This window comes from Maritimimonas rapanae, from assembly GCF_057837205.1.
Genome location: NZ_JBYQFI010000001.1, coordinates 1,218,185 through 1,244,217, shown reverse-complemented (window position 1 = coordinate 1,244,217; position 26,033 = coordinate 1,218,185). Strand labels below are relative to the sequence as shown.

The window sequence follows — 26,033 nt, the reverse complement described above, 5'->3', positions numbered from 1 at the left end:
TGTATGATTTCTAAAAGAAAATATATCATATTTTTTTTTACAAGCATCCTTTTTATTAATTGTAAAGAATCTAAACCTAAAAGAGATCTTTATCCAGAAGTATTAAAAGGAGGTCTAAGCCTATTAACTCCTGAGCAAACAGGTATAGATTTTACAAATACAATTACTGAAACAAAAACTCAGAACTTTATGTATAATAGTCAGATATACAATGGTTCTGGCGTTGCAATTGGTGATATAAATAATGATGGTTTACCAGATATCTTTTTTGGAGGTAATCAAGTTGATGATCGATTATACCTTAATAAAGGTAATTTTAAATTCGAAGACATAACTAAATCATCAAAAACAGCTATAAACTCTGGCTGGACTTGGGGTGTTACTATGGCTGATGTAAATAATGATGGATATTTAGATATTTATGTAAGTAGAAATGGTGATTCTATGAATCCTAATGATCGTAGAAATCAGCTATACATTAATAATAAAGACCTCACATTTACAGAATCGGCAAAATCATATGGGCTAGCAGATTTAGGATTTTCTACACAAGCCATTTTTTTTGATATGGATAATGATGGTGATCTAGATATGTATCAGGTAAACCAGCTTCCAGATCCAAGAATTTTTAGACGTACTAAATTAACAAAAGAAACTGCAAAATATTATGCTGATAAACTTTATAGAAATGATAATGGAAAATATAAAGATGTATCTAAAGAATCTGGTATTTCAAACAAATTAACGCACGGATTAAATGTAAGTGCAAGCGATTTTAATAATGATGGATGGACAGATTTATATATTTCTAATGATTATGATGAGCCAGATATAATGTACTATAATAATCGTAATGGTACATTTAGAAATGTAATTAACTATCAACTAAAGCATATATCTAGGTTCAGTATGGGATCTGACGCTGCAGATGTAAATAATGATGGTTTAATAGATTTAATGACTTTAGACATGTCAGCCGAAGATCATTACCGATCTAAAACGAATATGGGCTCTATGAGTACTGAATATTTTAATGAAATGGTGAGCGAAGGTAAACACCATCAATATATGTATAATACCTTGCAAATAAATACAGGTAAAAATAGTTTTTCTGATATAGCAGCTTTGGCAGGGATAGCCAGTACAGATTGGAGCTGGTCAGTTTTGATTGTTGATTTAGATAATGATGGGTTAAAAGATATAGCAGTTTCTAATGGTATAAAAAAAGACATGAGAAACAATGATTATGTCGAATTGTTAAAGCAAAAAGTTGATGATGGTACAGAAGACTTTTTTACAATTAGTAAAAATGCTCCCTCATTTCCGCTTTCAAATTATATTTTTAATAATACAGGAAATTTAGGCTTTAAGAAAGTTGCAAAAGAATGGAATTTCGATCTGCCTAGTTTCTCCACAGGAATGGCTTATGGAGATTTAGATAATGATGGCGATCTAGACCTAGTTACTAATAATATTGATGCTTCAGCATTTGTTTATGAAAACTTAGCAACAGGTAATTTTTTAAAGATTAATTTAAAAGGTCCTAAGAAAAACAAGTTTGGTGTCGGTGCTAAAGCAATTGTTTATCAGAAAGACACTAAGCAAGTTGTTGAGAATTATAATACTAGAGGATATTTATCTTCAGTTGAGCCAAATATGTTTTTTGGTTTAGGAAAAGAGACAGAAGTAGATAAAGTTGAAGTGATATGGCAAGATGGTAAAACAAATGTATTTGAAAATGTATCCGTAAATAAAACATTAATTGCCAAATATACTAATGCAAGAAAAATTGAAAAGGAAAAAATTCAGCAAAAAGAACTATTTAGACAGATTAGTAATTCTAAATTAGGCATCGACTATGCACATAAAGAGAATAAATTTAATGATTATGAAAAAGAAGTTCTGTTGCCTCATAGTTTATCAGAAAATGGACCTTTTTCTGCAGTAGCAGATGTAAATAACGATGGTTTAGAAGACTTATTTTTTGGAGGCTCAGCTGGGCACAGTGGGGTTCTTTATCTTCAAACAGCCAATGGTACATTTCGAGAAAGTGAGTCACAACCATGGCAAAGCGATAAGGATTCTGAAGATTTAGGATGCTTATTCATAGATGTTGATGGAGATAATGATCAAGACCTGTATATAACAAGCGGAGGTAATGAATTTGAAAGAGGAAGTCAATTATTACAAGACAGATTATATATTAATAATGGTGGTGGAATATTTGAACGAGATATAAGTGCACTTCCTAATATTTTTGAAAGTTCTCAATGCGTAAAATCTGCAGATATTGATAATGATGGTGATTTAGATTTGTTTGTTGGTGTACGATTAATAGCAGAAAAATATCCACATCCAGCTTCTAGTTATTTTTTAATAAACGACAAAGGTAAATTTAGAAAAGCATCTAAAGATGTAGCACCAGCTCTTCAAAATATTGGCATGGTTACAGACGCAGTCTTTTCAGATATTGATAATGACTCAGATGTAGACCTTATAGTTATTGGAGAATGGATGACAATTACTGTGCTTGAAAATAACAAAGGGATGTATACGAATACATCTAACATTTGGGGTTTAAATAATACTAGAGGAATATGGTGGTCGATTACTGCTAGTGATTTAGACAATGATGGAGACGATGATTTTATTGTAGGAAACCTTGGAAAAAATAATAAGTTTAAAACTTCTAAAGAACATCCTTTTAAAGTTTACGCAAATGATTTTGATAATAACGGCATAAATGATATTGTTCTTGCTAAATATTACAAAGATGATTATGTACCTGTTAGAGGTAGAGAATGTACAAGTCAGCAAATGCCTTACATTGCAGAAAAATACAAAGACTTTCATAGTTTTGCATCCTCAAAACTGGTTGAGATTTTGCCAAAAGATAAAATAGACGAAGCTATAATTTACGAGATAGATAATTTTGAAAGCATAGTTTTAATTAATGAAAACAATAAATTAATCCGTAAATCTTTACCTGTTGAAGCTCAGATTTCACCTATAAAATCCTCGATTGTTTCAGATTTTAATAAAGATGGTTATGCAGATATTTTAACCGTTGGTAATCATTATGGTGTAGAAGTTGAAACAGTTAGGTATGATTCAGGCTTTGGCACATTATTATTAGGCGATGGTAAAAATAACTTTAAAGCTATTAAAAGTAACTTCTATATACCCTATGATAGTAGAAATGTTTCTAGTGTAGAACAAAAGGACAAAAAACTTATTATTGTCACTAATAATAATATTAAGCCATCTATATTTGCTAATAATTAGTTTTACGATACATTAGGTTAATGAATCAGAAGAATGTTACTTTAAAACAACTTGCCAAAGAATTAGGTTTATCTATTTCTACAGTTTCTAAATCTTTAAACGATAGTTATGAAATAAATGAAAAAACTATCAAGCGTGTAAAAGATTTAGCAAAAAAATATAATTATCGCCCTAATAAAACAGCTAGAAATCTTAGAAATCGTCAAACAAAAACAATAGGGGTCATCATTCCTAATATTCTTAATTATTTTTTTGCTAAAGTTTTATTAGGAATAGAGGAGGAAGCTAATAAAAGAGGATATCAAATAATTATATGCTTATCTAATAATAAATATCAAAAAGAAGTTGAAAGTTTAAAATTGCTTTCTGATGGTAGTGTTGATGGGTTTATTCTTTCAGTAGCAAAGGAAACACAGAAGCTTAATAAGAGTGATCACTTCCAAGAGATAATAGATAACGGATATCCAATTACTATGTTTGATAGGGTTTCTAACAAAATTAAAAATTGTAATAAGATTATTATTGATGATAGAAAGGCTACTTATCAGGCAACAGAATATCTTTATAAGACAGGTTGTAAGAAAATAGTTTTGATAGATTCTTTAAATGATGTAGGAATTGGCAAGTTAAGAATTGAAGGATATCGAGGAGCAATTAAAGATTTATTTGATAATACTACTAAGCCTATAATTGTTAAAATTATGAATAAAGAGAATTATGAATCTGAAATTAGCAAGCTATTTAAAACAAATAGAAATATAGATGGCATTATCACAACTGATAATGTTTCGGCGGCAATAGCTTTGAGGATAGCCAAAAATAGTGGATATAAAATACCAAAAGATATATCCGTTATTGGCTTCTCTGATAATAAAACAGCTCGTTTACTAGACCCACCACTAACAGTAATTAATCAAAATGCTTTTGAAATTGGTAAACTTGCAATAGAAAGCATTTTAAGTAATATTAATAAAAATAAAGAATACAAGACAAATATAATTGATACCGATTTGGTAGTAAGAAAGTCTACTAAGTAAGTCAATAAATGTGTACAATTATGATCAATTTATGCTTCTTTTTCTTAAATTATTAAAAAAAGCACTAAAAAATTTGCGTATTAAAATATTCTTACTGAATATTTGCTCTCACAAAGTTCAATGACTTACTGAAATGTTATCAAGAAAGGTGGAGGGATTAGACCCAATGAAGCCTTAGCAACCCTTTATTTATATAAAGAAGGTGCTAAATTCTACTAAAAATTGTTTTAGATAGATAACCCAACGATATTACTTTTCTGTAATAATCGTATTTCTTTTTAACATTTTTCTATTAGGTACGCTTTTTAAGCGCATTTGACTTTTGACTTAATTAATTTATTAACTCAAAAAATTAGAAAAATGAGTGCAACAAAAATTATTCATTCAATTCCAAGTGATCCACTTACTGGTTCAATTTCGGTACCTGTGTACCAAACATCAACCTTTATTCAAGAAGCCCCTGGTATTAATAAAGGTTACGATTATGCAAGAAGTAACAATCCCACTCGCAAAACATTAGAAGACGTTGTTGCAAAAATTGAAGGAGGTGATTCTGCTTTTGCTTTTGCTACTGGTTTGGCAGCAATTGATGCAGTTTTGAAATTATTATCAGCTGGAGATGAAATTATCGCTGTAGATGATATTTATGGAGGGGCCTATCGCTTATTTACGCACGTTTATGAAAAACTTGGAGTCAAGGTACATTATGTAGATACTACAGAAGCGGCTAACGTTGCCAATGTGATAAGTAGTAAAACCAAGTTGGTATGGATAGAATCACCGACTAACCCAACTTTAAAAGTGTCCGATATTAAAACCATAAGTATTATTACAAAGAGCGTTAATGCATTACTAGTTGTAGATAACACATTTGCCAGCCCAATCGCACAACAGCCAATTTCTTTGGGTGCGGACATTATTATCCATAGTGGCACTAAATATATAGGCGGCCATTCCGATTTAGTCGCTGGTTTAGTAGTTACTAAGGAGAAAGAATTATCTGAAAGATTAAAATTTATTCAAAATGCTTCAGGAGGAATTTTAGGTCCATGGGATTGTTTTTTAACCATTCGTGGTATTGAAACTTTAGAATTGCGTTATCAAAAGCAATGCGAAAATGCTTTTGCTGTAGCGGCTTTTTTAGTGAATCATCATGCAGTTGATGAAGTATTCTTCCCTGGGTTGGTGACCCATAGAAATCATGATATTGCAAAGCGTCAACAGAATGGATTATTTGGAGGTATAGTGTCTTTTACCCTAAAAGAAGATACCCAAGAAGCAGCAAATAAATTTGTAACGAGCACTAGTTATTTTAAACTAGCCGAAAGCCTTGGAGGTGTTAAAAGTTTACTTTGTCATCCACCTCAAATGACTCATGCTTCAATACCTAGAGAGAAACGTTTGCAATCTGGTATTAAGGATTCTTTGATACGATTGTCTTGTGGAATAGAAGATACACAAGATTTAATTAACGATTTAAATCAAGCGTTTGCCGTTGAACATTCATCTAAAATCGATAGTTATGTCAAGCCCTAAAACCATACATCTTGTCATATTCGGAATAGGGAATGTTGGCAGTACGCTTATTAATCAAATTAATGATGCTAAACATAGACTTGGAAAACATTTGAAATTGAAAATTGAAATTCCTGTAATTACCAATTCAAAACTAGTATTCTTTAATACAGATAAGGGTACACATTCATGGGAAACTAATTTTGAAAAATTTTCTATACCTTTTAATATGAAAGAGATCGTCCATTTTGTAAAACAACAGGATTATAAAAACTTAATTGTGATAGATGCGACGGCTAGTGAAGATTTAGTTAAGAATTACACCTATTTTATAGAAAATGGATTTCATATTATTTCAGCTAATAAGTTAGCAAACACCATGCATTATGATTTTTATAAACATTTACGTTTAATACTAAAAAAATATGACAGATCTTTTTTATATGAAACTAATGTAGGTGCTGGGTTACCAGTTATTGAGACTTTAAAACGGTTTTATGAATCTGGTGAGCAAATTAAAAAAATAAGAGGCGTGTTTTCAGGTTCGTTGAGTTATGTGTTTAATAGATTCTCTTCAGAAGATGAATCATTTTCTAAAATATTAAATAAAGCAACAAATTTAGGCTTAACTGAACCTGATGCTCGCGAAGATCTTTCTGGGTACGATGTTGCGAGAAAATTATTGATCTTAGCTCGAGAATTAAATTTAAATGTAGAATTTCAGAATGTTAAGATTGAGTCTTTGGTACCAAAACAACTTAATGGTAAAACTACTTTACATCAATTTAAAACTAGAATTAAGGAGTTAGACAAACCTTTTTTAAGACGTAAACAAGAATTGGCTAAAAACCAAGTTTTAAGATATGTAGGCGAATTAGACATTACTACAAAAGCATTAGAAGTGAAACTTATTTGTGAAGATAGGCAATCAGCTTTAGGACAATTAAAAGGTTCAGATTCTATTTTTGAAATTTTTACAGAATCTTATGGAAACCAACCATTGGTAATTCAAGGTGCTGGAGCTGGTAAAGCAGTTACGGCACGTGGTTTATTGTCTGATATTGTGAAACTTTCTTACCATTTAAATTAAATCTATGAATAGAATTAAAAAGGAAATAGAAAAACGGATATTGGTACTTGATGGCGCTATGGGTACTATGTTGCAGCAATATAATTTTACAGAAGAAGACTTTAGAGGAAAACGATTTAAAGATTATCCTACCCCTTTACAAGGAAATAATGATTTGTTGTCTATAACGCAACCAGAAGCGATTAAAGAAATTCATAAAAAATACTTTGAAGCTGGTGCGGACATTGTTGAAACCAATACATTTTCTGGTACTACGATTGCAATGGCAGATTATCAGATGGAAGATTTAGTCTATGAACTTAATTATCAATCGGCAAAAATTGCTAAAGAAGTTGCAGATGAGTTTACAAATAAAAACCCTAACAAGCCAAGGTTTGTAGCGGGTTCTATAGGACCAACAAATAAAACTGCAAGTTTATCACCAAACGTAAATAGGCCAGAATACCGCGCAATTACATTTGATGAATTACGCGAGGCTTATAAACAACAAGTTGAAGCATTGTTAGATGGTGGTGTAGATATTCTTTTGGTAGAAACTATATTTGATACGTTAAATGCCAAGGCAGCTTTATTTGCCATTGAAGAAGTAAAAGAAGAACGCCAGATCGATATACCAATTATGGTGTCAGGAACTATTACAGACGCTTCAGGGCGAACACTATCTGGCCAAACTGTAGAAGCTTTTTTAACTTCTATTTCTCATGCCCCTTTATTGAGTGTTGGTTTTAACTGTGCACTAGGTGCAGCACAATTGCAGCCTTATTTAAAAAGACTAGCCAGAGAAACTAGTTTCTATACTTCGGCACACCCGAATGCTGGCTTACCAAATGCTTTCGGTGAATATGATGAAACTCCACAAGAAATGCAGGCATATATCGAAAACTATTTAAAAGATGATTTAATAAATATTATTGGTGGTTGTTGTGGTACGAGTCCGGCGCATATAAAAGCAATTGCTGAAGTAGCAGCCAAATATAAACCCAGAAAAATTTTAGTTGAGAATGAGTAAATTTTTAACACTTTCGGGTTTAGAACCTCTTGTAGTTACTCCAGATAGTAATTTTATTAATGTAGGTGAGCGTACTAATGTTACCGGATCGCGCAAGTTTCTTCGATTGATTAAAGAAGAAAAATATGATGAGGCTTTAGAAGTAGCAAGAGATCAAGTAGAAGGTGGTGCACAAATCTTAGATGTTAACATGGATGAAGGCATGTTAGATGGTGTGCATGCCATGACCAAATTTTTAAACCTTATTGCTTCAGAACCAGATATTGCTCGTATTCCTATTATGATAGACAGTTCTAAATGGGAAATCATTGAAGCTGGCTTGCAAGTCGTTCAAGGTAAATGTGTGGTGAATTCAATTAGTTTAAAAGAAGGAGAAAAAGAATTCATTCGTCAAGCAAAATTAGTAAAGCGTTATGGAGCTGCAATAATTGTAATGGCTTTTGATGAGGTTGGTCAAGCTGATACTTATCAAAGACGTATAGATATATGTAAACGTTCATATGATATTTTGATAAATAAAGTTAATTTTCCACCTCAAGATATCATATTTGACCCCAATATCTTTCCTGTAGCAACAGGAATGGAAGAACATAGATTAAATGCCTTAGATTTTTTTAATGCTACAAAATGGATACGTGAAAATTTACCTTATGCTAATGTTTCTGGAGGTGTAAGTAATGTGTCATTTTCTTTTAGAGGAAATACTGTTGTTCGAGAAGCAATAAACTCAGCGTTTTTGTATCATGCCATTCAACATGGAATGAATTTAGGTATCGTAAATCCAACCATGTTAGAGGTTTACGATGAAATTCCTAAAGATCTATTACAACATGTTGAAGATGTTTTATTTAACAGACACGATGATGCAACTGAGCGGTTATTAAATTTTGCCGAAACGGTAAAAGGTCATAAAAAAGAAGATGAAACAAAAGTTTTAGAATGGCGAAATAATACCTTACAAAACCGAATCACACATAGTTTAGTTAAAGGTATTGATGCTTTTATTATTGATGATGTTGAAGAAGCAAGGCATGTAGTTTCAAAACCAATTGAAGTGATTGAAGGGTATCTAATGATTGGTATGAATGTAGTAGGTGATTTGTTTGGTAGCGGAAAAATGTTTTTGCCACAGGTGGTAAAATCTGCAAGGGTAATGAAAAAGGCAGTAGCCTATTTGCAGCCTTTTATTGAAGCAGAAAAAGATGGTAAAGTAGAATTTGCTGGAAAAATTTTAATGGCTACAGTAAAAGGGGACGTTCATGATATTGGTAAAAATATTGTTAGTGTAGTTTTAGGATGTAATAATTATGAGATTGTAGATCTAGGGGTTATGGTACCACCAGAAAAAATAATTGAAGCCGCTAAAAAAGAAAATGTAGATGTAATCGGGTTGAGTGGCTTAATAACACCATCTTTAGACGAAATGGTGTACCTTTCTAAAGAAATGGAGCGAAACGATTTCTCTGTTCCGTTATTGATAGGTGGCGCAACTACCTCAAAAGCGCATACATCTGTTAAAATTGCACCCAATTACTCTAATACTGTTGTACATGTAAATGATGCCTCTCGAGCGGTAACAGTTGTGGGTAATTTATTGCAAAAAGATAATGCTATTTATAAAAACCAAATAAGAGAAGAATACGATAGGTTTAGAGAAAAATTTTTAAACCGTTCTAAAACAAAAGAACATATTACTATTGAAGAAGCACGTAAACGAAGATTTCAAATTAATTGGAAAGATTCAAAAATAGTTAAACCTAATAATTTAGGAATTCAAGATATTCAAGATTTTGATATTAAAAAATTAGAAGCATTTATAGATTGGAGTCCGTTTTTTAGAAGTTGGGATTTAAATGGAAAATATCCTCAAATACTTAATGATGAAGTTGTTGGCAAGCAGGCTACTGAGCTGTTTGAAGACGCACAACACCTTTTAAAGAGAATTTTTAATGAAAGGTTATTAAAGGCCAAAGCTGTTTTCGGATTATTTCAAGCCAATTCTGTAAATGATGATATTGAAGTAACCTATAAAAACAATGTCTATAAATTTTTAACATTACGCCAGCAGTTAAAAAAACGAGAAGGAATTCCAGCGTTTGCGTTGGCCGATTTTATTGCACCTAAAACAAGCAAAATTCAAGATTATATAGGATGCTTTTGTGTAACAACCGGATTCGGAACACAAGAATTAGCAAAACAATTTGAAGATGCACACGACGACTATAATTCAATTATGATAAAAGCGTTAGCAGATCGTTTGGCAGAAGCCTATGCAGAATATTTACATAAAGAAATACGAACAAACCATTGGGGTTATGCTATAAAAGAGAACTTGTCTAATGAAGAGTTGATTAAAGAAAGCTATAAAGGTATTCGCCCAGCTCCTGGTTACCCTGCTTGCCCTGACCATTTAGAGAAAAAAACAATTTGGCAATTATTAGATATTGAAAATAGAATAGGGGTTAAGCTAACCGAAAGTTTAGCCATGTGGCCTGCAGCTAGTGTTTCAGGTTATTATTTTGGTAATGAAGAAGCAAAATATTTTGGATTGGGTAAAATAACACAAGACCAAATAGAAGATTACGCTAAGAGAAGAAATATATCAAATGAAGAAGCCAGAAAATGGCTTAATCCAAATATTAAAGACTAAATGAAAGTAACTGAACACTTAAATAAGGCAAATGGGAAAACATTGTTTTCATTTGAAATCTTACCACCATTGAAAGGGCAAGATATTAAATCAATCTTTGACAATATAGATCCTTTAATGGAATTTAGACCTCCGTTTATTGATGTTACCTATCATCGTGAAGAATACACATTTAAAGAATTAGAAAATGGGCTATTAAAGAAACAAGTGGTTAAAAAACGCCCAGGTACGGTTGGAATTTGTGCTGCTATTCAAAATAAATATCAAGTAGATGCGGTACCACATATTTTATGTGGCGGTTTTACTAAAGAAGACACAGAGAATTTTTTGATAGATCTTGATTTTTTAGGAATCAATAATGTGGTTGCTTTACGAGGAGATGCTGTTAAAAGCGAAACGTACTTTAAACCAGAAAAAGAAGGACATCATTATGCATGTGAATTAGTTTCACAAATACAAGATTTAAATAATGGAGATTATCTTGATGATGAATTATTAAATTCTTCAAAAACAGATTTTTGCATTGGAGTTGCCGGATACCCCGAAAAACATATGGAAGCTCCTAGTTTTGATAGCGATATTCATTTTTTAAAGAAGAAAATCAAAAATGGAGCAGATTATATCGTTACACAAATGTTTTTTGATAATAAAAAATATTTTGATTTTGTAGAAAAATGTAGAAGAGAAGGGGTCACTGTACCTATTATTCCTGGACTAAAACCCATTGCAACTAAAAAACAACTGAATTTAATTCCACATCGATTTAAAGTAGATTTACCAGATGAATTGATTATGAGCCTTGTCAGATGTAAAGACAACAAAGAAGCACGGCAAGTCGGAATTGAATGGTGTATTAATCAGAGTAAAGAATTAGTTAAAAACGGAGTACCGGTTCTTCATTATTACTCTATGGGCAAAAGCGATAATATTAAAACCATAGCTAAAGAAGTGTTCTAGTTTCTAGATTTAAAACCTACAAATTCTACTTTTGGTTTAATTATTTATATAATTAGGATTAGCATATAATGTAGCCTTATCACCTCTATTAAAACCAACAACACAAATACCTAGTTCTTTAGCATAGTCAACTGCGAGAGATGAACAAGCTGATACTGCTATTATTATAGGTATTTTAGCTATAAATGCTTTAGAGACTATTTCATAAGAAACACGACCACTTACTAATATACATACTACTTCTTTTAACCTCTTCATATTTAATAGCTCTCCAACTACTTTATCTAAAGCATTATGTCTGCCAATATCTTCCTTTATACTAAGTATAGTGCCTTTAGAATCAAAAGCAGCCGTAGCGTGAGAGCCTCCAGTTTTTTCAAAGAGGCCTTGTCTAGATTTCATTTTAATATACATTTTTTTAATATCAGCTAGACTTACTACTTTATTTTGCTCTATTGATTGACCTTCAATTTCAATATCTGAAAGCTCTTGCTTTCCGCAAATACCGCAAGATGAAACTGACAGCAATGTACGTTTGTTCATATACCCTTTACCAAGTTTATCTTTTGGAATAGTAGCATTAATGATAGAAAATCCGTTTTCTTTTTTCTCAACGAATTCTAGTGGTAAAGACTCAGTTCTTTTATAGATATCTTCGGCATATAATAAACCACGTACAAGTTGTTCATCGTCATCAGGTGTACGCATTACTACAGTATAAGGTTTGTTATTAATATTTATTTGAAGTGCAGCTTCTACCACAAGGGTATCACTGATTTTTTTGGAAGTCTCGCCACTATATTTAATAGCATCATAATTATATGACTGCATAATTTGAAATCTTAAACTTTTTCAAAGTCAACAGCTACCACTTTGTACTCTGGTGTCATCGTTTCTTTGTCACCAACACTGCCTGTTATAATATTTATAAAGACTTCAGGTTGATGAAAAGTAGTTCTTAAAATACCTCGTTTTACATTTTTAGAAACTTTAATCGGAATATTTACGCTTCCCCTATCAGAGAAAATTCTAACAATATCTTCATCATTTACACCTTTATCCTTTGCATCTCTAGGGTGTACTTCTAGATAATCCTTCCCTAAAATTTCTTGATTATCTGTACGACGTGTCATAGTACCCGAATTGTAATGTTCTAGTTCACGTCCCGTTGTCAATATAAAAGGATAAGCAGCTCCATGCTCTATAATTTCTGGTGTTTCTTCAAAATCGAAATGATGAAATTTTCCTTTTCCTTTTTTAAAGGCACCATCTACATGTAACATTTTAGTGTCAGATCCATCTTCTTTAATTGGCCACTGCAAACCGTTTTTACCTAATCGTTCCCAGCTTAATCCCTTCATAAAAGGAATAACATCTGCTATTTCTTCTATAACCTTAGATGCTTCGTATTTTAAACCAGTTGGTTGATCATAACCTAATCGATGCATCATATCAATAATGATTTGTCCGTCAGGCTTCGTATTACCAATAGGCTCTACTACTTTATTTACGCGCTGTACGCGACGTTCACCGTTAGTGAACGTGCCATCTTTTTCAAAATATGATGAAGCAGGTAAAACTACATCTGCCATTTCAGATGTAGCTGTCATAAATAACTCTTGAACAACAATTAATTCTAAGTTTTCAAAAGCTTTGATACTATGATTAGAATTAGGGTCAGTCATAATGGTATCTTCACCCATTATATACAGAGCTTTGATCTTACCATCAATGGCGGCATCTAACATATGAGGGATTTTTAAACCTTCTCTTTCTGGCATTTTTTCAATACCATATTTTTCTGCATAATATTGTCGAATCTCGGGATCATTCACATTTAAATATCCTGCACCCTGATGCGGTTGAACACCCATATCTGCTGCTCCTTGTACATTATTTTGTCCTCGCAACGGATTTAATCCTACACCTTTTCTACCAACATTACCAGTCATCATAGCAATATTTGAAAGAAGCATTACTGTTTTACTACCTTGAAAATGCTCTGTAACTCCTAATCCATGAAATTCCATAGCCCTTTCCGCGGAAGCATAAGCAATAGCAGCTTCTCTAACTAATTCCTTATCAACACCCGTTAGCTCAGCAAGTTCATCCATATCTAAATCAATAACATGATCTCTAAATTCATCATACATTTCAGTATATGAGTCTATAAAATCTTGTTTTACTAATCCCTCTTTGATGATGTAATGCGCAATCATGTTTAAAATAGCTACATTGGTACCCGGGCGAATCTGTAAATGATAGGTTGCTAGATTAGCTAATTTGGTCTTAATTGGGTCTACAACGATGGAAGTAACACCTTTCATAAAGGCCTGCTTAAATTTAGCACCTGTAACCGGATGCCCTTTTATTGGATTAGCCCCAAATAAGAATAAGGCATCAGCCTCCTTCATATCTTCAACAGAATTAGTGGCTGCACCAGTACCAAAAGCTTGTTGCATACCATAAGCGGTAGGGGCATGGCAAACTCTCGCACAACCATCAATATTATTAGTACCTATAGCTACACGGATCATTTTTTGCATTAAATAATTCTCTTCATTAGTAGCTCTTGAAGATGAAATACCTCCAATAGCATCTGGGCCATACTTGTCTCTAATTTTTAGTAATTTATCAGTGATGAAATCATAGGCTTCATCCCAAGAAACGACTTCGAACTTGCCATTCTTTTTGATCATAGGCTCGCGTAAGCGATCAGGGTGATTGTAGAACTGAAATGCAAAACGTCCTTTTAAACATGTATGCCCTTCATTTACTTCTGCTGTTTCAGGAGCTTGAATACCACGAATCTTTCCATCGATAACAGATACATCTAACTGGCAACCAACACCACAATAAGTACATGTAGTTCTAACTGTTTTATCAGCAATTAAAGTTTTCGTTTCAAACTTATCAGTAAGAGCTTCGGTAGGGCAAGTTTGTACACATGCACCACAAGAAACACATGCTGATTCATCAAAGGTTGTATCAAAACCCTTAATGATACTGGTTGCAAAACCACGACCAGACATATTTAAGATCATTTCACCTTGAATTTCTTCACAGGCTCTAACACAACGATAACAATTGATACATTGTGATAAATCTGATTTTATGTAGGGATGTGCTCTATCTGGTTTAATATCTAAATGATGCTCCCCTTTTGGATAGCGTACATTTGGTATGCCTATTTGAGCAATTGTTTTTTGAAATTCGGTTGGTTTTTTATCTCCTGGAGGAAAAACTTTGTCAGATGGATAATCAGATAAGACCAACTCAACTATATTCTTACGTAGCCGCTTCATCTTATCGGTATTATGATAGATGTATTGCTCTTCACCAATTGGGGTATGGCAAGAAGCCACAGTTCTAGTTGTTCCATCTTTTTCTCGAGCAACTTCTACGGAGCATACTCGGCATGAACCAAAATTATCTAGTCGATCATCTTGACACATGGTAGGTATGGCATCTCTATCTTCAATACGCCTTACAAATTCGAGAATGGTCTCGCCAGGCATGATAGTATAAGCCTGATTATTAATATAAGCTTTCGGCGAGCCATTTTTAGTTATATCTTTCTGTATGCTTTGTGTTGCTTTATCTTCCATCTTTTATTGATTAAGCGAAGTATAACTTCAATTCATCTTCAAAATATTGCAATGCATTTTTAATAGGTAGTGGGATACCACCGCCTAATGCACATAAAGAACCAATTTCTAAGGTTTCTATAAGGTCATCGAATAATTGTCTATTTATTTTATAATCCTCATTTTGAGCTTTCTTAAGCATTTCATAACCTCTATGAGAGCCGATTCTACATGGATAGCACTTACCACAAGATTCATCTGCAGTAAATTCTAGTAAATGCTCTAAAAATTTCACCATTGGAAAATCATTAGGAATAGAAACAACACTAGCATGTCCTAATAAAAAGTTTTGAGAAGCAAATGACTCAAAATCTAAAGTAAGTCCATCAATTCTATTAACGGGGACAATACCGCCTAATGGTCCTCCAATTTGTACTGCTTTTATATCAGATTTAAATCCTTTACCATAGTCTTCAAATACACTTTTTAAAGGAGTACCCATTTCGATCTCATACATACCGGGTCTATTAAAAAAGCTATCTAAAGAAACTAATTTAGTGCCAGTAGATTTTCCTTTGCCTAGATTTGCGTAAGCAGTACCGCCATTCTCTAAGATCCAATGTACATTGGCAAAGGTTTCTACATTAGAAAGTACAGTTGGTTTACCATATAGACCATATTGAGCTGGATAGGGTGGACGCACACGCACTTCTGGGCGCAATCCTTCAATAGAACTCAGAAGTGCAGTTTCTTCACCGCAAATATATGATCCTTGTCCACGAATAATTTTGAATCTAAATTTATTCTCTAATCCTAGATTATTAAACTCGTTAATAGCGTTTCTAATTTTTCTAATAGAATCAGGATATTCACCACGAATATATAGCACACCTGTGTCGGCACCTACGATAATTCCTGCCATGTACATTCCAAACAGCACCTTGTGTGGTTGATGTTCCATTAAGTACATATCAGAATAAGCTCCTGGATCACCTTCGTCAGCATTACAAACGATGTATTTTTGGTCAGCTTCTTCTTTTATAACCGCATCTAGTTTAAAATAAAAAGGAAACCCCGCTCCTCCGCGACCTCTTAAATTGGATATTTTAAGCTCTTCAATAGCTTCAAAAGGCTTACTTCTAAATTTATCAGCTAGTTTATAAAAATCAGCGATATCATCAACTGTTGAAGTAAGTATAGGAGTAGAGTTACAACCTATATGGTAAGCATTTTCCTGATAATCCTTCGAGTCTATAATGTCTTTTAGCTTTTCAGAAGAATTTGAAGAATATGTTTTATCATCATATAAAAATGCATGATTATGATGGCAATGTCCTAAACAAGGTGCATGTCCAATCTTATCCTTATCAACAACACCTTCTAGATTATTGATCAATTTTTCCTGAGTACCAGCTACTAAACAAGCAGTTCCATTACATATGTGTACAGTTTTACCTTGATTCTCAGGTCTAAGAAAATCATAAAAAGAAGCCGTTCCGAACACTACAGAATCATCTATCATAAAGCGTTCAGCCAGTTCATGAAACTCTTCTTGAGAGGTAGGCTTTTTAGCCAGTTCAGCTACATTTTCAAAAAGGTTGTCATCTAGTTCTTTCCTATAAGATAATGAACGGATATTTTTGTTCGCCATATGAAATGTTTAGTTGGACTAAATTACTAAAATAAAGAACGATAAAAAAAGAGCTCTTGTTAAACTTTTTCGCATATCAAAATAATATGTTTATTGTTAATATCTGTTGTGAAAAATAGATATATATCACCGCCATCATTAATTCCAGTTTTTTTACGGATTTGTGCAACCGTTTCCGGGAAGTTTCTCGTGGTGATATTTGCCTTTTTAGATGGAATTAATTGCTTGAGTTGTTTTTTATTGTATGATATTTGATGAGCTATTTTAAAGCATCTTCCTGGAAATTCAATTAAATTTTTATGTGTATATAAATGACTGTTAACATGTAATTTATAAATATTCAATTGATTAGATACTTCATTAAACAACCCTGATTTTAAAATTGCTGAATTCGGCTCATAGAGATAGGTAAGTGGTATAGAATATTTCGTTTCTGAGTTAGAATCAAAATCAGCTTCAAAAGAATCTATTGTACCCTTTTTAATATTGATTGTTTTAATGTTTATAACCTCTGTATAGTTTTTTTTGAGAAAGAATAACAGTTCTTTTACTTCATTTTCTATAGCAATAACTTGAACTTCCTTTACAAATTTTAGTTCGTTAATAGCACTGGTAATATCTAAGATTGGCGATGCTTTCATCATGATATTATCTGAATAATTAAATAAAAACTCTAAATTTTCTGGCACATTAGGTAAGCAATCTCTTAGTAAGAATACCTTACCTTTTATATCATTTCTACGAGAGGGGTCTACATAGATCCAGTCAAATGGCTTATTATTTGTTTTAAGATATTCTAAACCGTCTCCAATTATGGTTTTAACATCAATTTTTAGTTGTTTAAAATTTTGTGTTACAATTTCAGATAATTCTTTGTTTAACTCGCAGTGAATAACTTCTATAAATTGTTTAGAGAAGCAGTAAGAGTCAATGCCAAATCCACCAGTAAGGTCAATAATAGAATTACCCGAGATCAATTCAGATTTATATTTTGCAGCAATTTCAGACGAAGTTTGCTCAATATTTAGCTTATTGGGATAATAAATGTTTTGTGCTTGAAACCAAGTTGGGAGCTTCTTCTTACTGCGCTTTTTTGCTTCAATTTGTTCAACTAATTCTTGAATAGAAATACCTTCAAACAGACTTCCTTTAAACAGCAATTTAGAAATGTCTGTTTTCAAGTTTAGATTGATGAAATTTTGAACTTCTGTATTTAAAATTTTAGGATTCAAGTTTATAAATCCTTAGTCAATGATTTTACAATCTTATTTTCAGATAAGAATTCTTTTAAAATCACTTTTAATGCTGTATACAATGGTACAGCTACGATCATTCCCATGACACCGAATAATAATCCTCCAATAATTATGATTAAAAATATTTCTAAGGGATGTGCTTTTGTGGCTTGAGAGAAAATTCTAGGTTGACTAATAAAATTATCGATCATTTGCGCTACAAAATAAAAGATCATTACATAAATAGTGGTAGGTAAGATCTGAGTTTGAAAATCTTCGCCTAAATGACTAGTCATTGTTAAAATAAGCATTAATGCGCCACCGATTAATGGTCCAACATATGGTATTAAGTTCAACAAAGCACATAAAAATGCAATTACTAAAGCGTTATCAACACCAAAGACTAGCAATATAATCGTATATAGCACAAATAGTATTGTAATCTGAGTTACTAAACCAATAAAATATCGTGACAATAAATTTTCAATCTTTTCTAGAGAGTCAGCAAAACGCCCTTCAGTTTTATCAGGAACTAAAACCATCAACCCATTATGCAATAATAGACTGTCTTTCATAAAGAAAAAGGCAATAAAGAGTACAGAAAATAGACCAATACTAATGTTGCCAACTGCTCCTAAAATATTATTTAGAAGATTTGGTATCGCTTTAACATTCGAAAAAAGATCAGCACTTTTTAATTGTTCTAATATATTAATTCCTCGAGCTGCAAAATAATCATTAGCTTGATTCAGTAAATTTTCAATTTTAAGCTCTAATTGAGTAATATCAAGTAAAGAAAGGTTTTGTCCTTGTTTAATAATTAGTGGAATAAACATAGACACCAATCCAAAAAGCATCCCTATAAATAATGCCATGGCGGTTACTACTGCCAAAGTATTTGGAAACTTTAATTTCCTTTTTAAAAAACGTACTATTGGTCGTGCAATAAGAGATAATACTGCCGCTATAACGATATAAATAATAACTGATCTTATTTGATATAGAAAATAGAGTAGAAGCCCTATTCCTAATATAATACCAAGGGCTTTTAAGATTCCGTTGCTAATTGTTCTAGAGTTCATGAGCGTAAATATAGCTTAAATTCTAAATATTATTCACCCTGTTTTTAGCTATATTTGAAAGTGTAATTTAATACTTTTTGGACGCTACAAGTGAAATATTGACCTTTTATGGATGGTGGCAATTTACCGTTTGTTTATTTGCTTTTATAGCATTATTAGCTATTTGGTGGCATATTGGTAAAAGACAAAACGATTTTGGTCAGGTATGGTTGGCATTATCGATATTATGTTGGAGTATATCTGGTGCCATTGAAGTGTATTTTGTAAATAATAATATCGATAATACTTTTTTGCTTGATGGATGGCGCAGTATACTATCATTGTTCAATAGCCTTTTTATCTTATTAGCTTTGCCTTGGTTTCGATATTTGCCAAAACCTGTTAAACATATTATAAAATCTAAGTATTGGATTTATATAATTGGTTTACCATTCTTATTTTCTCTATTACCCACAATTAGTAAAATGATCTCAGGTAAGACATTAAGCTTAATAAGTGAATTAGATGTTTATTATGCCTTTTTAACTTTAGGCTTTTTAGGTTTTGTTTTATGGGAATCTTTCGCAAAACGAAGGCTAAAAATACTAGCAATTTTATCATTAATAACCATTATTATTACTTTAGTTGCGCAATTATATAAATTAACAGGCTCCTCAATAAACCTTACGTTATTTTCTGCAATTTTTAAAACATCTCTAATTATGCTGTTTTTTGCTTTGGCATTAAGCTGGGTGAAAGAATTAGCTGAAAATGTAATACCAGCTTCAGAACATTTTTATATAAGGTTTCATAAAATTAGGAATAGCAAGAATAAATTAGAACAATTTGTAATACTAAAAGGGCTACCAGGAGGCAATGAACGAAAAGTAAAATTAACACCAGCTTTATATAATCTGTTTTTAAAATTTGCACAGCAAAAAAAAGAGCAAGGAGATGATTGGCTAGAAATTAAGCCTAAGAATTTTGATATATCTAAAACATATGATATTAATGATCACAACGAAATAAAGCGATTACTTACTGCCTTATTAGATGGTATTTTCGGAAAAGAAAATTGGACGCGTAATCATCACCTAAATCCTCTAAAAGATTCTCTTTTTGAAATGTCTGAAAAGAGAGAACGTAGAATCCGTTTAGCGCTTCCTCCTGAGAATATAGACTTGTCATTCCGCACTTGATGCGGAATCCAGATGAAGGTATAATGAGATCCTGAAACAAGTTCAGGATGACATTTTTGTTTTTTTGTCAGTAGCTTAATTACTGACATTTTTAACATCTTTCTGACTTTTTACCGCTCTTAAGAATTCATGATACAAATTGCACTGAATTAAAATTATTATCATGAACTTAAAACATTTACTATTTACATTACTCTTTTCTATTCCTACTTACATTAGGGCTCAATCTAAAGGCCTAGATGAGCAAATTAATGATGCATTTATGCCAATTGCTATTTGGTGGGAAAATTTAATATTCACTCAAATCACTATTGCTGGGTTTGGAATCCCTGTAGTATTAATATTATTACTTAGTGGAGCACTTTTCTTTACTATTTATTTCGGGTTTGTAAATATTAGACATTTTCCTACAGCCATCCAGGTAGTTAGGGGTAAATATGATGAACTCGAACATTTAGAAATAGAAACAACTCCTAATGTTCACCAAGTAGAAGGTGACATAATTGATACTATTAAAGATGAAAGCCATCACGGCGAAGTAAATCATTTTCAAGCCTTGGCTACTGCTGTGTCTGGAACAGTAGGCTTAGGTAATATAGCAATGGTGGCCGTAGCTATATCAATTGGTGGACCTGGTGCTACTTTCTGGATGATTTTAGCAGGATTGTTAGGAATGTCGTCAAAATTTGTTGAGTGTACTTTAGGTGTACGCTATAGAGATATAGATGAAAACGGCAGTGTTTATGGTGGGCCGATGTATTACCTTTCTAGAGGGCTAAAAGAAAACGGTTATAAACATTTTGGTAAAGTATTAGCTGGTTTGTTTGCTGTTCTATGTGTTGGAGCTTCTTTTGGCGGGGGTAATGCATTTCAAACTAATCAGGCAGCAGCGCAGATAATTTCTAGGTTTGGCATAGAAGGTTCATCTTCAGGTAGTATTATAGGGTTAATTTTTGCCATTTTTGTTGGTATTGTCATTATTGGTGGTATTAAGCGTATTGCAAAGGTTACGGAGAAGATAGTGCCATTTATGGCGGTACTTTATGTAGCAGCAGCTTTATTTATTATTTTGTCTAATTTTAGCTATGTAGATGATGCATTTAGTTTGATTTTCAGTGAGGCATTTACTCCAAGAGCTACTATTACTGGCGGGTTTATAGGTGTAATGATTCAAGGTTTTCGTAGAGCAGCATTTTCTAATGAAGCAGGTGCTGGTTCTGCTGCGATAGCTCACTCAGCCGTTAATACAAAATTTGCAGCTTCAGAAGGATTGGTTGGTTTATTAGAGCCCTTTATTGATACGGTTGTTATTTGTACCATGACGGCTATAGTAATTATTATGTTTAATGTTGATGGTGCTTTTGTTTATGGTGATGTAGTAAATAATCAAGCTTTACTAGCAGATGGAAGTAGAGCAGGAGGTGTAAATCTTACCTCAATGGCATTTGATCATGCAATACCTGGGTCATCATATGTTTTGGTAGTTGCGGTAGTATTATTTGCCTTTTCGACAATACTATCTTGGTCATACTATGGATTACAATCTTGGAAATACCTTTTTGGAAGAAGCAAATTGACAGACCTTACTTATAAGATTATTTTCTTAATATTTACAGTATTAGGTGCAGCAGTTACTTTAGATGCAGTTATTAAATTTTCTGATGCAATGATCTTAGCACTAGTATTCCCAAATATGATAGGATTACTATTCTTATTTCCGAAGGTTATGGAAGAATTAGCAAAGTATTTAAGTGCAATTAAAACAAAACTATCTTAGACACGCATTATCAAACGCTTTTCAGCACGTTGCTTAATGGCTGTTAAGCGTTTCATTATATCCATTATTTCTTGGTCTTTCGTCTCTTTATAGATTTCATTCAATGCTAGTATATGCTTTTTTGCTTCTCTAGATACGATAACACGTTCTGAAGTACTCGTTATTGGGTTCTTAGAATTTTCAAATTCTAAGGCATCTTTTATAATATTTTCTTTTTTAGTTTCCATTTATTCTCCTTATTATGGTTAAATATATAAAAGTTTAGACTAATTCCAAATAAAGCTAAATATTTTCTGCTTATAAATGAATAATAAAAATCTATTATTTCTAACTTTTATGGAAGAGTAATCCTTTAAAATTCGCTTGTAAAGTGCAGTTTTACAGTAGGATACTTTTGCTGAGTCATTTGAATGGTAAAAGAAGAATCCGCTAAAAATACTAATTGCTCTTGCTTATCTTTTGCTAAATAACGTTGTTTAACACGTTTAAATTCAGCAAATTCATCATTCTTTTCATCATCAGGTTCTACCCAACATGCTTTGTGAACATTTAGGTTCTCATAAGAACACTTGGCTCCATATTCATGCTCTAGACGGTATTGAATTACTTCATATTGAAGTGCACCTACGGTTCCGATTACTTTTCTACCATTTAGTTCTAACGTAAATAACTGAGCAACACCTTCATCCATTAATTGATCTAAACCTTTATATAATTGTTTAGCTTTCAATGGGTCCGCATTGTTAACATAACGGAAATGCTCAGGTGAAAAACTAGGTATACCTTTAAAGTTTAATTGTTCTCCTTCAGTCAACGTATCACCAATTTTAAAATTACCAGTATCATGTAGCCCAACAATATCCCCTGGAAAAGATTCATCAACTATTTCTTTCTTTTCAGCAAAAAAAGCGTTCGGGCTTGAGAATTTTAATTTCTTATTATGGCGAACATGCAAATAAGGAGCATTACGTTTAAATGTGCCTGAAACTATTTTTACAAAGGCCAAACGATCACGATGCTTTGGGTCCATATTGGCATGGATTTTAAATACAAATCCAGATAACTTATCTTCTTTTGAATCTACCAATCGCTCTTCAGCCATTTTTGGTTGAGGGGAAGGGGCAATGTTGATAAAACAATCTAATAATTCTTTAACTCCAAAATTATTTAATGCAGATCCAAAAAATACAGGTTGTAGCTTTCCTTCTAAATATGCTTGCTGATTAAATTCAGGATATACCTCATAAACCAATTCTAATTCCTCACGTAGCTGATTAGCTGAATTTTCACCAATATGCGAGTCTAATTCTGGATTAGAGACATCATCAAACTCAACACCTTCTGAAACGGTTTGTTTATTATCTCCAGAAAATAGATTCAATTTTTTCCCCCAGATATTGTAAATACCTTTAAAATCATAACCCATCCCAATAGGAAAACTTAAAGGAGTAACGGTTAACCCTAATTTTTGCTCTACTTCATCTAAAAGATCGAATGCATCTTTACCTTCTCTGTCTAATTTATTGATAAAGACAATCATTGGTATATTACGCATCCTACAAACTTCTACCAGTTTTTCAGTCTGCTCCTCAACACCTTTTGCCACATCAATCACCACAATAACACTATCTACTGCAGTTAATGTTCTAAAAGTATCTTCAGCAAAATCTTTGTGACCTGGTGTGTCTAAGATGTTTATCTTTTTGTCTTTATAGATAAATGCCAATACTGAAGTAGCTACAGAAATACCACGCTGGCGTTCAATTTCCATAAAATCGGAAGTTGCACCTTTTTTGATCTTATTATTCTTTACTGCACCAGCCTCTTGAATAGCACCACCAAAAAGTAGCAGCTTTTCAGTTAAGGTAGTTTTACCAGCATCTGGGTGTGAAATAATGCCAAAAGTACGTCTACGCTGTATCTCTTCTAAAAAACTCATGAATTAAAATTGGGTCGGCAAATATAAGTTTAATTTAACGAATTACTGAAGCGTCGAAATAGACATTTTCAATGGGCCATTCGTCATTACCAACTTTAACTTTAGCAATTTTTTCGAGTGTACTAAAACCTTCAACTATTTCACCAAAAACAGTATGTTCACCGTTTAAATGGTGACTACCATTTTTATCTTGAACAAAATAGAATTCAAAAGGTGTAGAACGTTTTTTTGGGTTATTATCCCAATCGCGTGCAGCTGCAATAGCACCATATATGTGGATTCTATTTTTTCTAAACTCTGCAGGTATGGTATAAGCGTCAAATTTTCGTCTTAATTTTCTTGTAGAAGGTGCCTCAGAATTGCCACCTTGTACTACAAAACCTTCAACTATTCTATGCACACTTGTTGTGCTAAAATAACCTTCTTTGGTTAAAAAGATAAAGCTAGCTCTATGCAAAGGTGTATTGTTATACAATTTGATTTTTAAATCACCTAATCTAGTCTTAAATAAAACTAGTGTTTCTGGATTTTCCTTGCCGTATTTAGTTAAGAATTCTACCGTATTCTTTCTGCTAATAGTTACTTCTTTAGGCTCTTTAGATGCGGGCTTAATAATTTCTTTACTATTTATTTTTTCAACTTTTACAGGAGTCTTGTCTTCAGCTTTAATGGGTGAAGTATTTTTTTCAGCACAAGAAAGCACAATTAAAATTATCAAAACAAAAGGGAACAACCTCATAATTAAAATTCTAATGAGCAAATATAATTGTAATCCTATAAAACTTTGTATTTTCGATTATTATTCTAAAACATGAAAAATTTACTTACTATTTTATTCTTTTTTATGCTGTTTCTTTCTTGTAAAACTCCTGAAAAAGGAAATGCATCAATTAAAGTCACATACATAGAATCACCATCTTTTGAGAATTGTGTTCAACCTTATTTATTTTCTAATGATAAAGAGTTGTTTATGTCGTGGATGCATAAAATAAATGATTCTATTTCAAGCCTTAATTTTTCAAAATTCACTAATAATGAATGGTCTGAACCAACCGAAATTATTAAGGGAAAAGATTGGTTTGTAAACTGGGCAGACTTTCCAGCTATAGCTGAAAATGAAGGTAATATATTAACACATTATTTACCAAAATCTGAAGATGGAACCTATACTTATGATATTTACTTAAAGCAATTTAGTAAGAATGATGATTCATGGCAAGATGAATTTATTCTGCATGATGATGGCACTAAATCAGAACATGGTTTTGTAACTCTGTTACCATATAAAAATGATTCATTTTTTGTTACATGGCTAGATGGCAGAAATACTACCGGAGGACATGATCATCATGCAGCTGGCGCTATGACAATAAGAGCCGCAGAAATTTCAGCTAGTGGTAAAAAGGGTAACGAAATAGAACTAGATGCTAGAACTTGTGATTGTTGTCAAACCTCTGCCACGATCACTGAAAATGGACCTATAGTTGTTTATAGGGATCGATCAGATACAGAAATTAGAGATATTAATATTACCCGCTTAGTTGAAGGTAAATGGACTAAACCTATATCTGTTTTTAATGACAATTGGAAAATAGAAGGATGCCCTGTCAATGGACCAAAAACTGATAGTTATAATGATAACTTGGTAGTAGCTTGGTATACTGAAGCCAGCAATGTGCCAACAGTAAAATTGATTTTCTCTAAGAATAATGGCGTAACTTTTGATAAACCCATAGTAATTGATAAAATTGAAACTATAGGAAGGGTAGATGTAACTATGATAGATAATGAAAATGCTTTGGTAAGTTGGGTAACATCTGAAGATTCAAAAACTGTTATTAAAGCTGTTAAAGCACATATTACTGGTATAACAGGTGATTCTGTAATTGTTTCAGAATTTGACCCATCTCGTTCAAGTGGATTCCCACAATTAGAAATTTTAAATAATAAAGCATATTTCGCTTGGACAGATGTTTCAGGAGAAAATCCTACCATTAAAACAGCATTTCTGCAATTAAATAATCTATAGTTTTGTGATATA

Annotated in this window: 18 protein-coding genes and 1 riboswitch; of the genes, 10 read left to right on the top strand and 8 right to left on the bottom strand. The window is 32.5% G+C overall.

The window, feature by feature from the left end; all coding sequences use genetic code 11:
* The first annotated feature begins 3 nt into the window (after nucleotides 1-3).
* The 7 genes from AC3IF2_RS05950 to metF all read left to right on the top strand — a co-directional run bounded on the left by AC3IF2_RS05950 (nucleotide 4) and on the right by metF (nucleotide 11,543).
* Nucleotides 4-3,285 (top strand): VCBS repeat-containing protein, encoded by a 3,282-nt coding sequence (locus AC3IF2_RS05950; RefSeq protein WP_489166155.1) that lies wholly within the window; start codon nucleotides 4-6, stop codon nucleotides 3,283-3,285.
* Between the two features lie 11 nt (nucleotides 3,286-3,296).
* Entirely contained in the window at nucleotides 3,297-4,322 is a 1,026-nt protein-coding gene (locus tag AC3IF2_RS05945) for a LacI family DNA-binding transcriptional regulator (protein WP_489166907.1), read from the top strand.
* A gap of 133 nt (nucleotides 4,323-4,455) precedes the next feature.
* Nucleotides 4,456-4,564: riboswitch (SAM riboswitch) on the top strand.
* A gap of 118 nt (nucleotides 4,565-4,682) precedes the next feature.
* Complete coding sequence (locus tag AC3IF2_RS05940) at nucleotides 4,683-5,858, top strand: trans-sulfuration enzyme family protein (protein WP_489166154.1); 1,176 nt, start codon at nucleotides 4,683-4,685, stop codon at nucleotides 5,856-5,858.
* On the top strand, nucleotides 5,845-6,927 hold the full coding sequence (locus AC3IF2_RS05935; RefSeq protein ID WP_489166153.1) for a homoserine dehydrogenase family protein: 1,083 nt from the start codon (nucleotides 5,845-5,847) through the stop codon (nucleotides 6,925-6,927). Before AC3IF2_RS05940 ends, AC3IF2_RS05935 begins: the two co-directional genes overlap by 14 nt.
* 4 nt (nucleotides 6,928-6,931) lie before the next feature.
* Nucleotides 6,932-7,936 carry a homocysteine S-methyltransferase family protein gene (locus AC3IF2_RS05930; protein ID WP_489166152.1) on the top strand — a complete coding sequence of 335 codons (1,005 nt, stop codon included), beginning with the start codon at nucleotides 6,932-6,934 and terminating at the stop codon, nucleotides 7,934-7,936.
* Nucleotides 7,929-10,586, top strand: a complete 2,658-nt coding sequence (gene metH / locus AC3IF2_RS05925) for a methionine synthase (protein WP_489166151.1) — start codon at nucleotides 7,929-7,931, stop codon at nucleotides 10,584-10,586. Before AC3IF2_RS05930 ends, metH begins: the two co-directional genes overlap by 8 nt.
* Nucleotides 10,587-11,543 carry a methylenetetrahydrofolate reductase [NAD(P)H] gene (gene metF, locus AC3IF2_RS05920; protein WP_489166150.1) on the top strand — a complete coding sequence of 319 codons (957 nt, stop codon included), beginning with the start codon at nucleotides 10,587-10,589 and terminating at the stop codon, nucleotides 11,541-11,543.
* A 36-nt stretch (nucleotides 11,544-11,579) separates the two neighbouring features.
* Here metF and fdhD read toward each other — a convergent pair whose 3' ends face one another.
* The 5 genes from fdhD to AC3IF2_RS05895 are packed head-to-tail and all read right to left on the bottom strand — an operon-like array spanning nucleotide 11,580 to nucleotide 19,098.
* Complete coding sequence (gene fdhD, locus AC3IF2_RS05915; RefSeq protein WP_489166149.1) at nucleotides 11,580-12,374, bottom strand: formate dehydrogenase accessory sulfurtransferase FdhD; 795 nt, start codon at nucleotides 12,372-12,374, stop codon at nucleotides 11,580-11,582.
* Nucleotides 12,375-12,385: 11 nt separating this feature from the next.
* Nucleotides 12,386-15,151 carry a formate dehydrogenase subunit alpha gene (fdhF, locus tag AC3IF2_RS05910; RefSeq protein ID WP_489166148.1) on the bottom strand — a complete coding sequence of 922 codons (2,766 nt, stop codon included), beginning with the start codon at nucleotides 15,149-15,151 and terminating at the stop codon, nucleotides 12,386-12,388.
* Between the two features lie 10 nt (nucleotides 15,152-15,161).
* Nucleotides 15,162-16,781 carry an NADH-ubiquinone oxidoreductase-F iron-sulfur binding region domain-containing protein gene (locus tag AC3IF2_RS05905; RefSeq protein ID WP_489166147.1) on the bottom strand — a complete coding sequence of 540 codons (1,620 nt, stop codon included), beginning with the start codon at nucleotides 16,779-16,781 and terminating at the stop codon, nucleotides 15,162-15,164.
* Between the two features lie 59 nt (nucleotides 16,782-16,840).
* Entirely contained in the window at nucleotides 16,841-17,962 is a 1,122-nt protein-coding gene (locus AC3IF2_RS05900; protein WP_489166146.1) for a class I SAM-dependent methyltransferase, read from the bottom strand.
* Nucleotides 17,963-18,015: 53 nt separating this feature from the next.
* Nucleotides 18,016-19,098, bottom strand: a complete 1,083-nt coding sequence (locus AC3IF2_RS05895) for an AI-2E family transporter (protein WP_489166145.1) — start codon at nucleotides 19,096-19,098, stop codon at nucleotides 18,016-18,018.
* A 77-nt stretch (nucleotides 19,099-19,175) separates the two neighbouring features.
* Between AC3IF2_RS05895 and AC3IF2_RS05890 the strand changes: the two genes are divergently transcribed.
* Entirely contained in the window at nucleotides 19,176-20,276 is a 1,101-nt protein-coding gene (locus AC3IF2_RS05890) for a hypothetical protein (RefSeq protein WP_489166144.1), read from the top strand.
* 163 nt (nucleotides 20,277-20,439) lie between these two features.
* Entirely contained in the window at nucleotides 20,440-22,053 is a 1,614-nt protein-coding gene (locus AC3IF2_RS05885; protein WP_489166143.1) for an alanine/glycine:cation symporter family protein, read from the top strand.
* On the opposite strand, the gene AC3IF2_RS05880 is transcribed toward AC3IF2_RS05885, so the two are convergent.
* The 3 genes from AC3IF2_RS05880 to AC3IF2_RS05870 all read right to left on the bottom strand — a co-directional run bounded on the left by AC3IF2_RS05880 (nucleotide 22,050) and on the right by AC3IF2_RS05870 (nucleotide 24,731).
* Nucleotides 22,050-22,280 (bottom strand): hypothetical protein, encoded by a 231-nt coding sequence (locus AC3IF2_RS05880; protein WP_489166142.1) that lies wholly within the window; start codon nucleotides 22,278-22,280, stop codon nucleotides 22,050-22,052. The two genes, AC3IF2_RS05885 and AC3IF2_RS05880, sit on opposite strands and share 4 nt — an antisense overlap.
* A gap of 125 nt (nucleotides 22,281-22,405) precedes the next feature.
* Nucleotides 22,406-23,992 (bottom strand): peptide chain release factor 3, encoded by a 1,587-nt coding sequence (locus AC3IF2_RS05875; RefSeq protein WP_489166141.1) that lies wholly within the window; start codon nucleotides 23,990-23,992, stop codon nucleotides 22,406-22,408.
* Between the two features lie 34 nt (nucleotides 23,993-24,026).
* Complete coding sequence (locus tag AC3IF2_RS05870; protein ID WP_489166140.1) at nucleotides 24,027-24,731, bottom strand: peptidylprolyl isomerase; 705 nt, start codon at nucleotides 24,729-24,731, stop codon at nucleotides 24,027-24,029.
* 72 nt (nucleotides 24,732-24,803) lie between these two features.
* On the opposite strand from AC3IF2_RS05870, the gene AC3IF2_RS05865 reads away from it, so the two are divergent.
* Nucleotides 24,804-26,021 carry a hypothetical protein gene (locus AC3IF2_RS05865; RefSeq protein WP_489166139.1) on the top strand — a complete coding sequence of 406 codons (1,218 nt, stop codon included), beginning with the start codon at nucleotides 24,804-24,806 and terminating at the stop codon, nucleotides 26,019-26,021.
* Nucleotides 26,022-26,033 lie beyond the last annotated feature (12 nt).

Bases quoted from the DNA above. Each gene is read 5' to 3' on its own strand.
- AC3IF2_RS05950 (WP_489166155.1), top strand. From the start codon at position 4: ATGATTTCTAAAAGAAAATATATCATATTTTTTTTTACAAGCATCCTT.
- AC3IF2_RS05940 (WP_489166154.1), top strand. From the start codon at position 4,683: ATGAGTGCAACAAAAATTATTCATTCAATTCCAAGTGATCCACTTACT.
- AC3IF2_RS05935 (WP_489166153.1), top strand. From the start codon at position 5,845: ATGTCAAGCCCTAAAACCATACATCTTGTCATATTCGGAATAGGGAAT.
- AC3IF2_RS05930 (WP_489166152.1), top strand. From the start codon at position 6,932: ATGAATAGAATTAAAAAGGAAATAGAAAAACGGATATTGGTACTTGAT.
- metH (WP_489166151.1), top strand. From the start codon at position 7,929: ATGAGTAAATTTTTAACACTTTCGGGTTTAGAACCTCTTGTAGTTACT.
- metF (WP_489166150.1), top strand. From the start codon at position 10,587: ATGAAAGTAACTGAACACTTAAATAAGGCAAATGGGAAAACATTGTTT.
- fdhD (WP_489166149.1), bottom strand. From the start codon at position 12,374: ATGCAGTCATATAATTATGATGCTATTAAATATAGTGGCGAGACTTCC.
- fdhF (WP_489166148.1), bottom strand. From the start codon at position 15,151: ATGGAAGATAAAGCAACACAAAGCATACAGAAAGATATAACTAAAAAT.
- AC3IF2_RS05905 (WP_489166147.1), bottom strand. From the start codon at position 16,781: ATGGCGAACAAAAATATCCGTTCATTATCTTATAGGAAAGAACTAGAT.
- AC3IF2_RS05895 (WP_489166145.1), bottom strand. From the start codon at position 19,098: ATGAACTCTAGAACAATTAGCAACGGAATCTTAAAAGCCCTTGGTATT.
- AC3IF2_RS05885 (WP_489166143.1), top strand. From the start codon at position 20,440: ATGAACTTAAAACATTTACTATTTACATTACTCTTTTCTATTCCTACT.
- AC3IF2_RS05880 (WP_489166142.1), bottom strand. From the start codon at position 22,280: ATGGAAACTAAAAAAGAAAATATTATAAAAGATGCCTTAGAATTTGAA.
- AC3IF2_RS05875 (WP_489166141.1), bottom strand. From the start codon at position 23,992: ATGAGTTTTTTAGAAGAGATACAGCGTAGACGTACTTTTGGCATTATT.
- AC3IF2_RS05870 (WP_489166140.1), bottom strand. From the start codon at position 24,731: ATGAGGTTGTTCCCTTTTGTTTTGATAATTTTAATTGTGCTTTCTTGT.
- AC3IF2_RS05865 (WP_489166139.1), top strand. From the start codon at position 24,804: ATGAAAAATTTACTTACTATTTTATTCTTTTTTATGCTGTTTCTTTCT.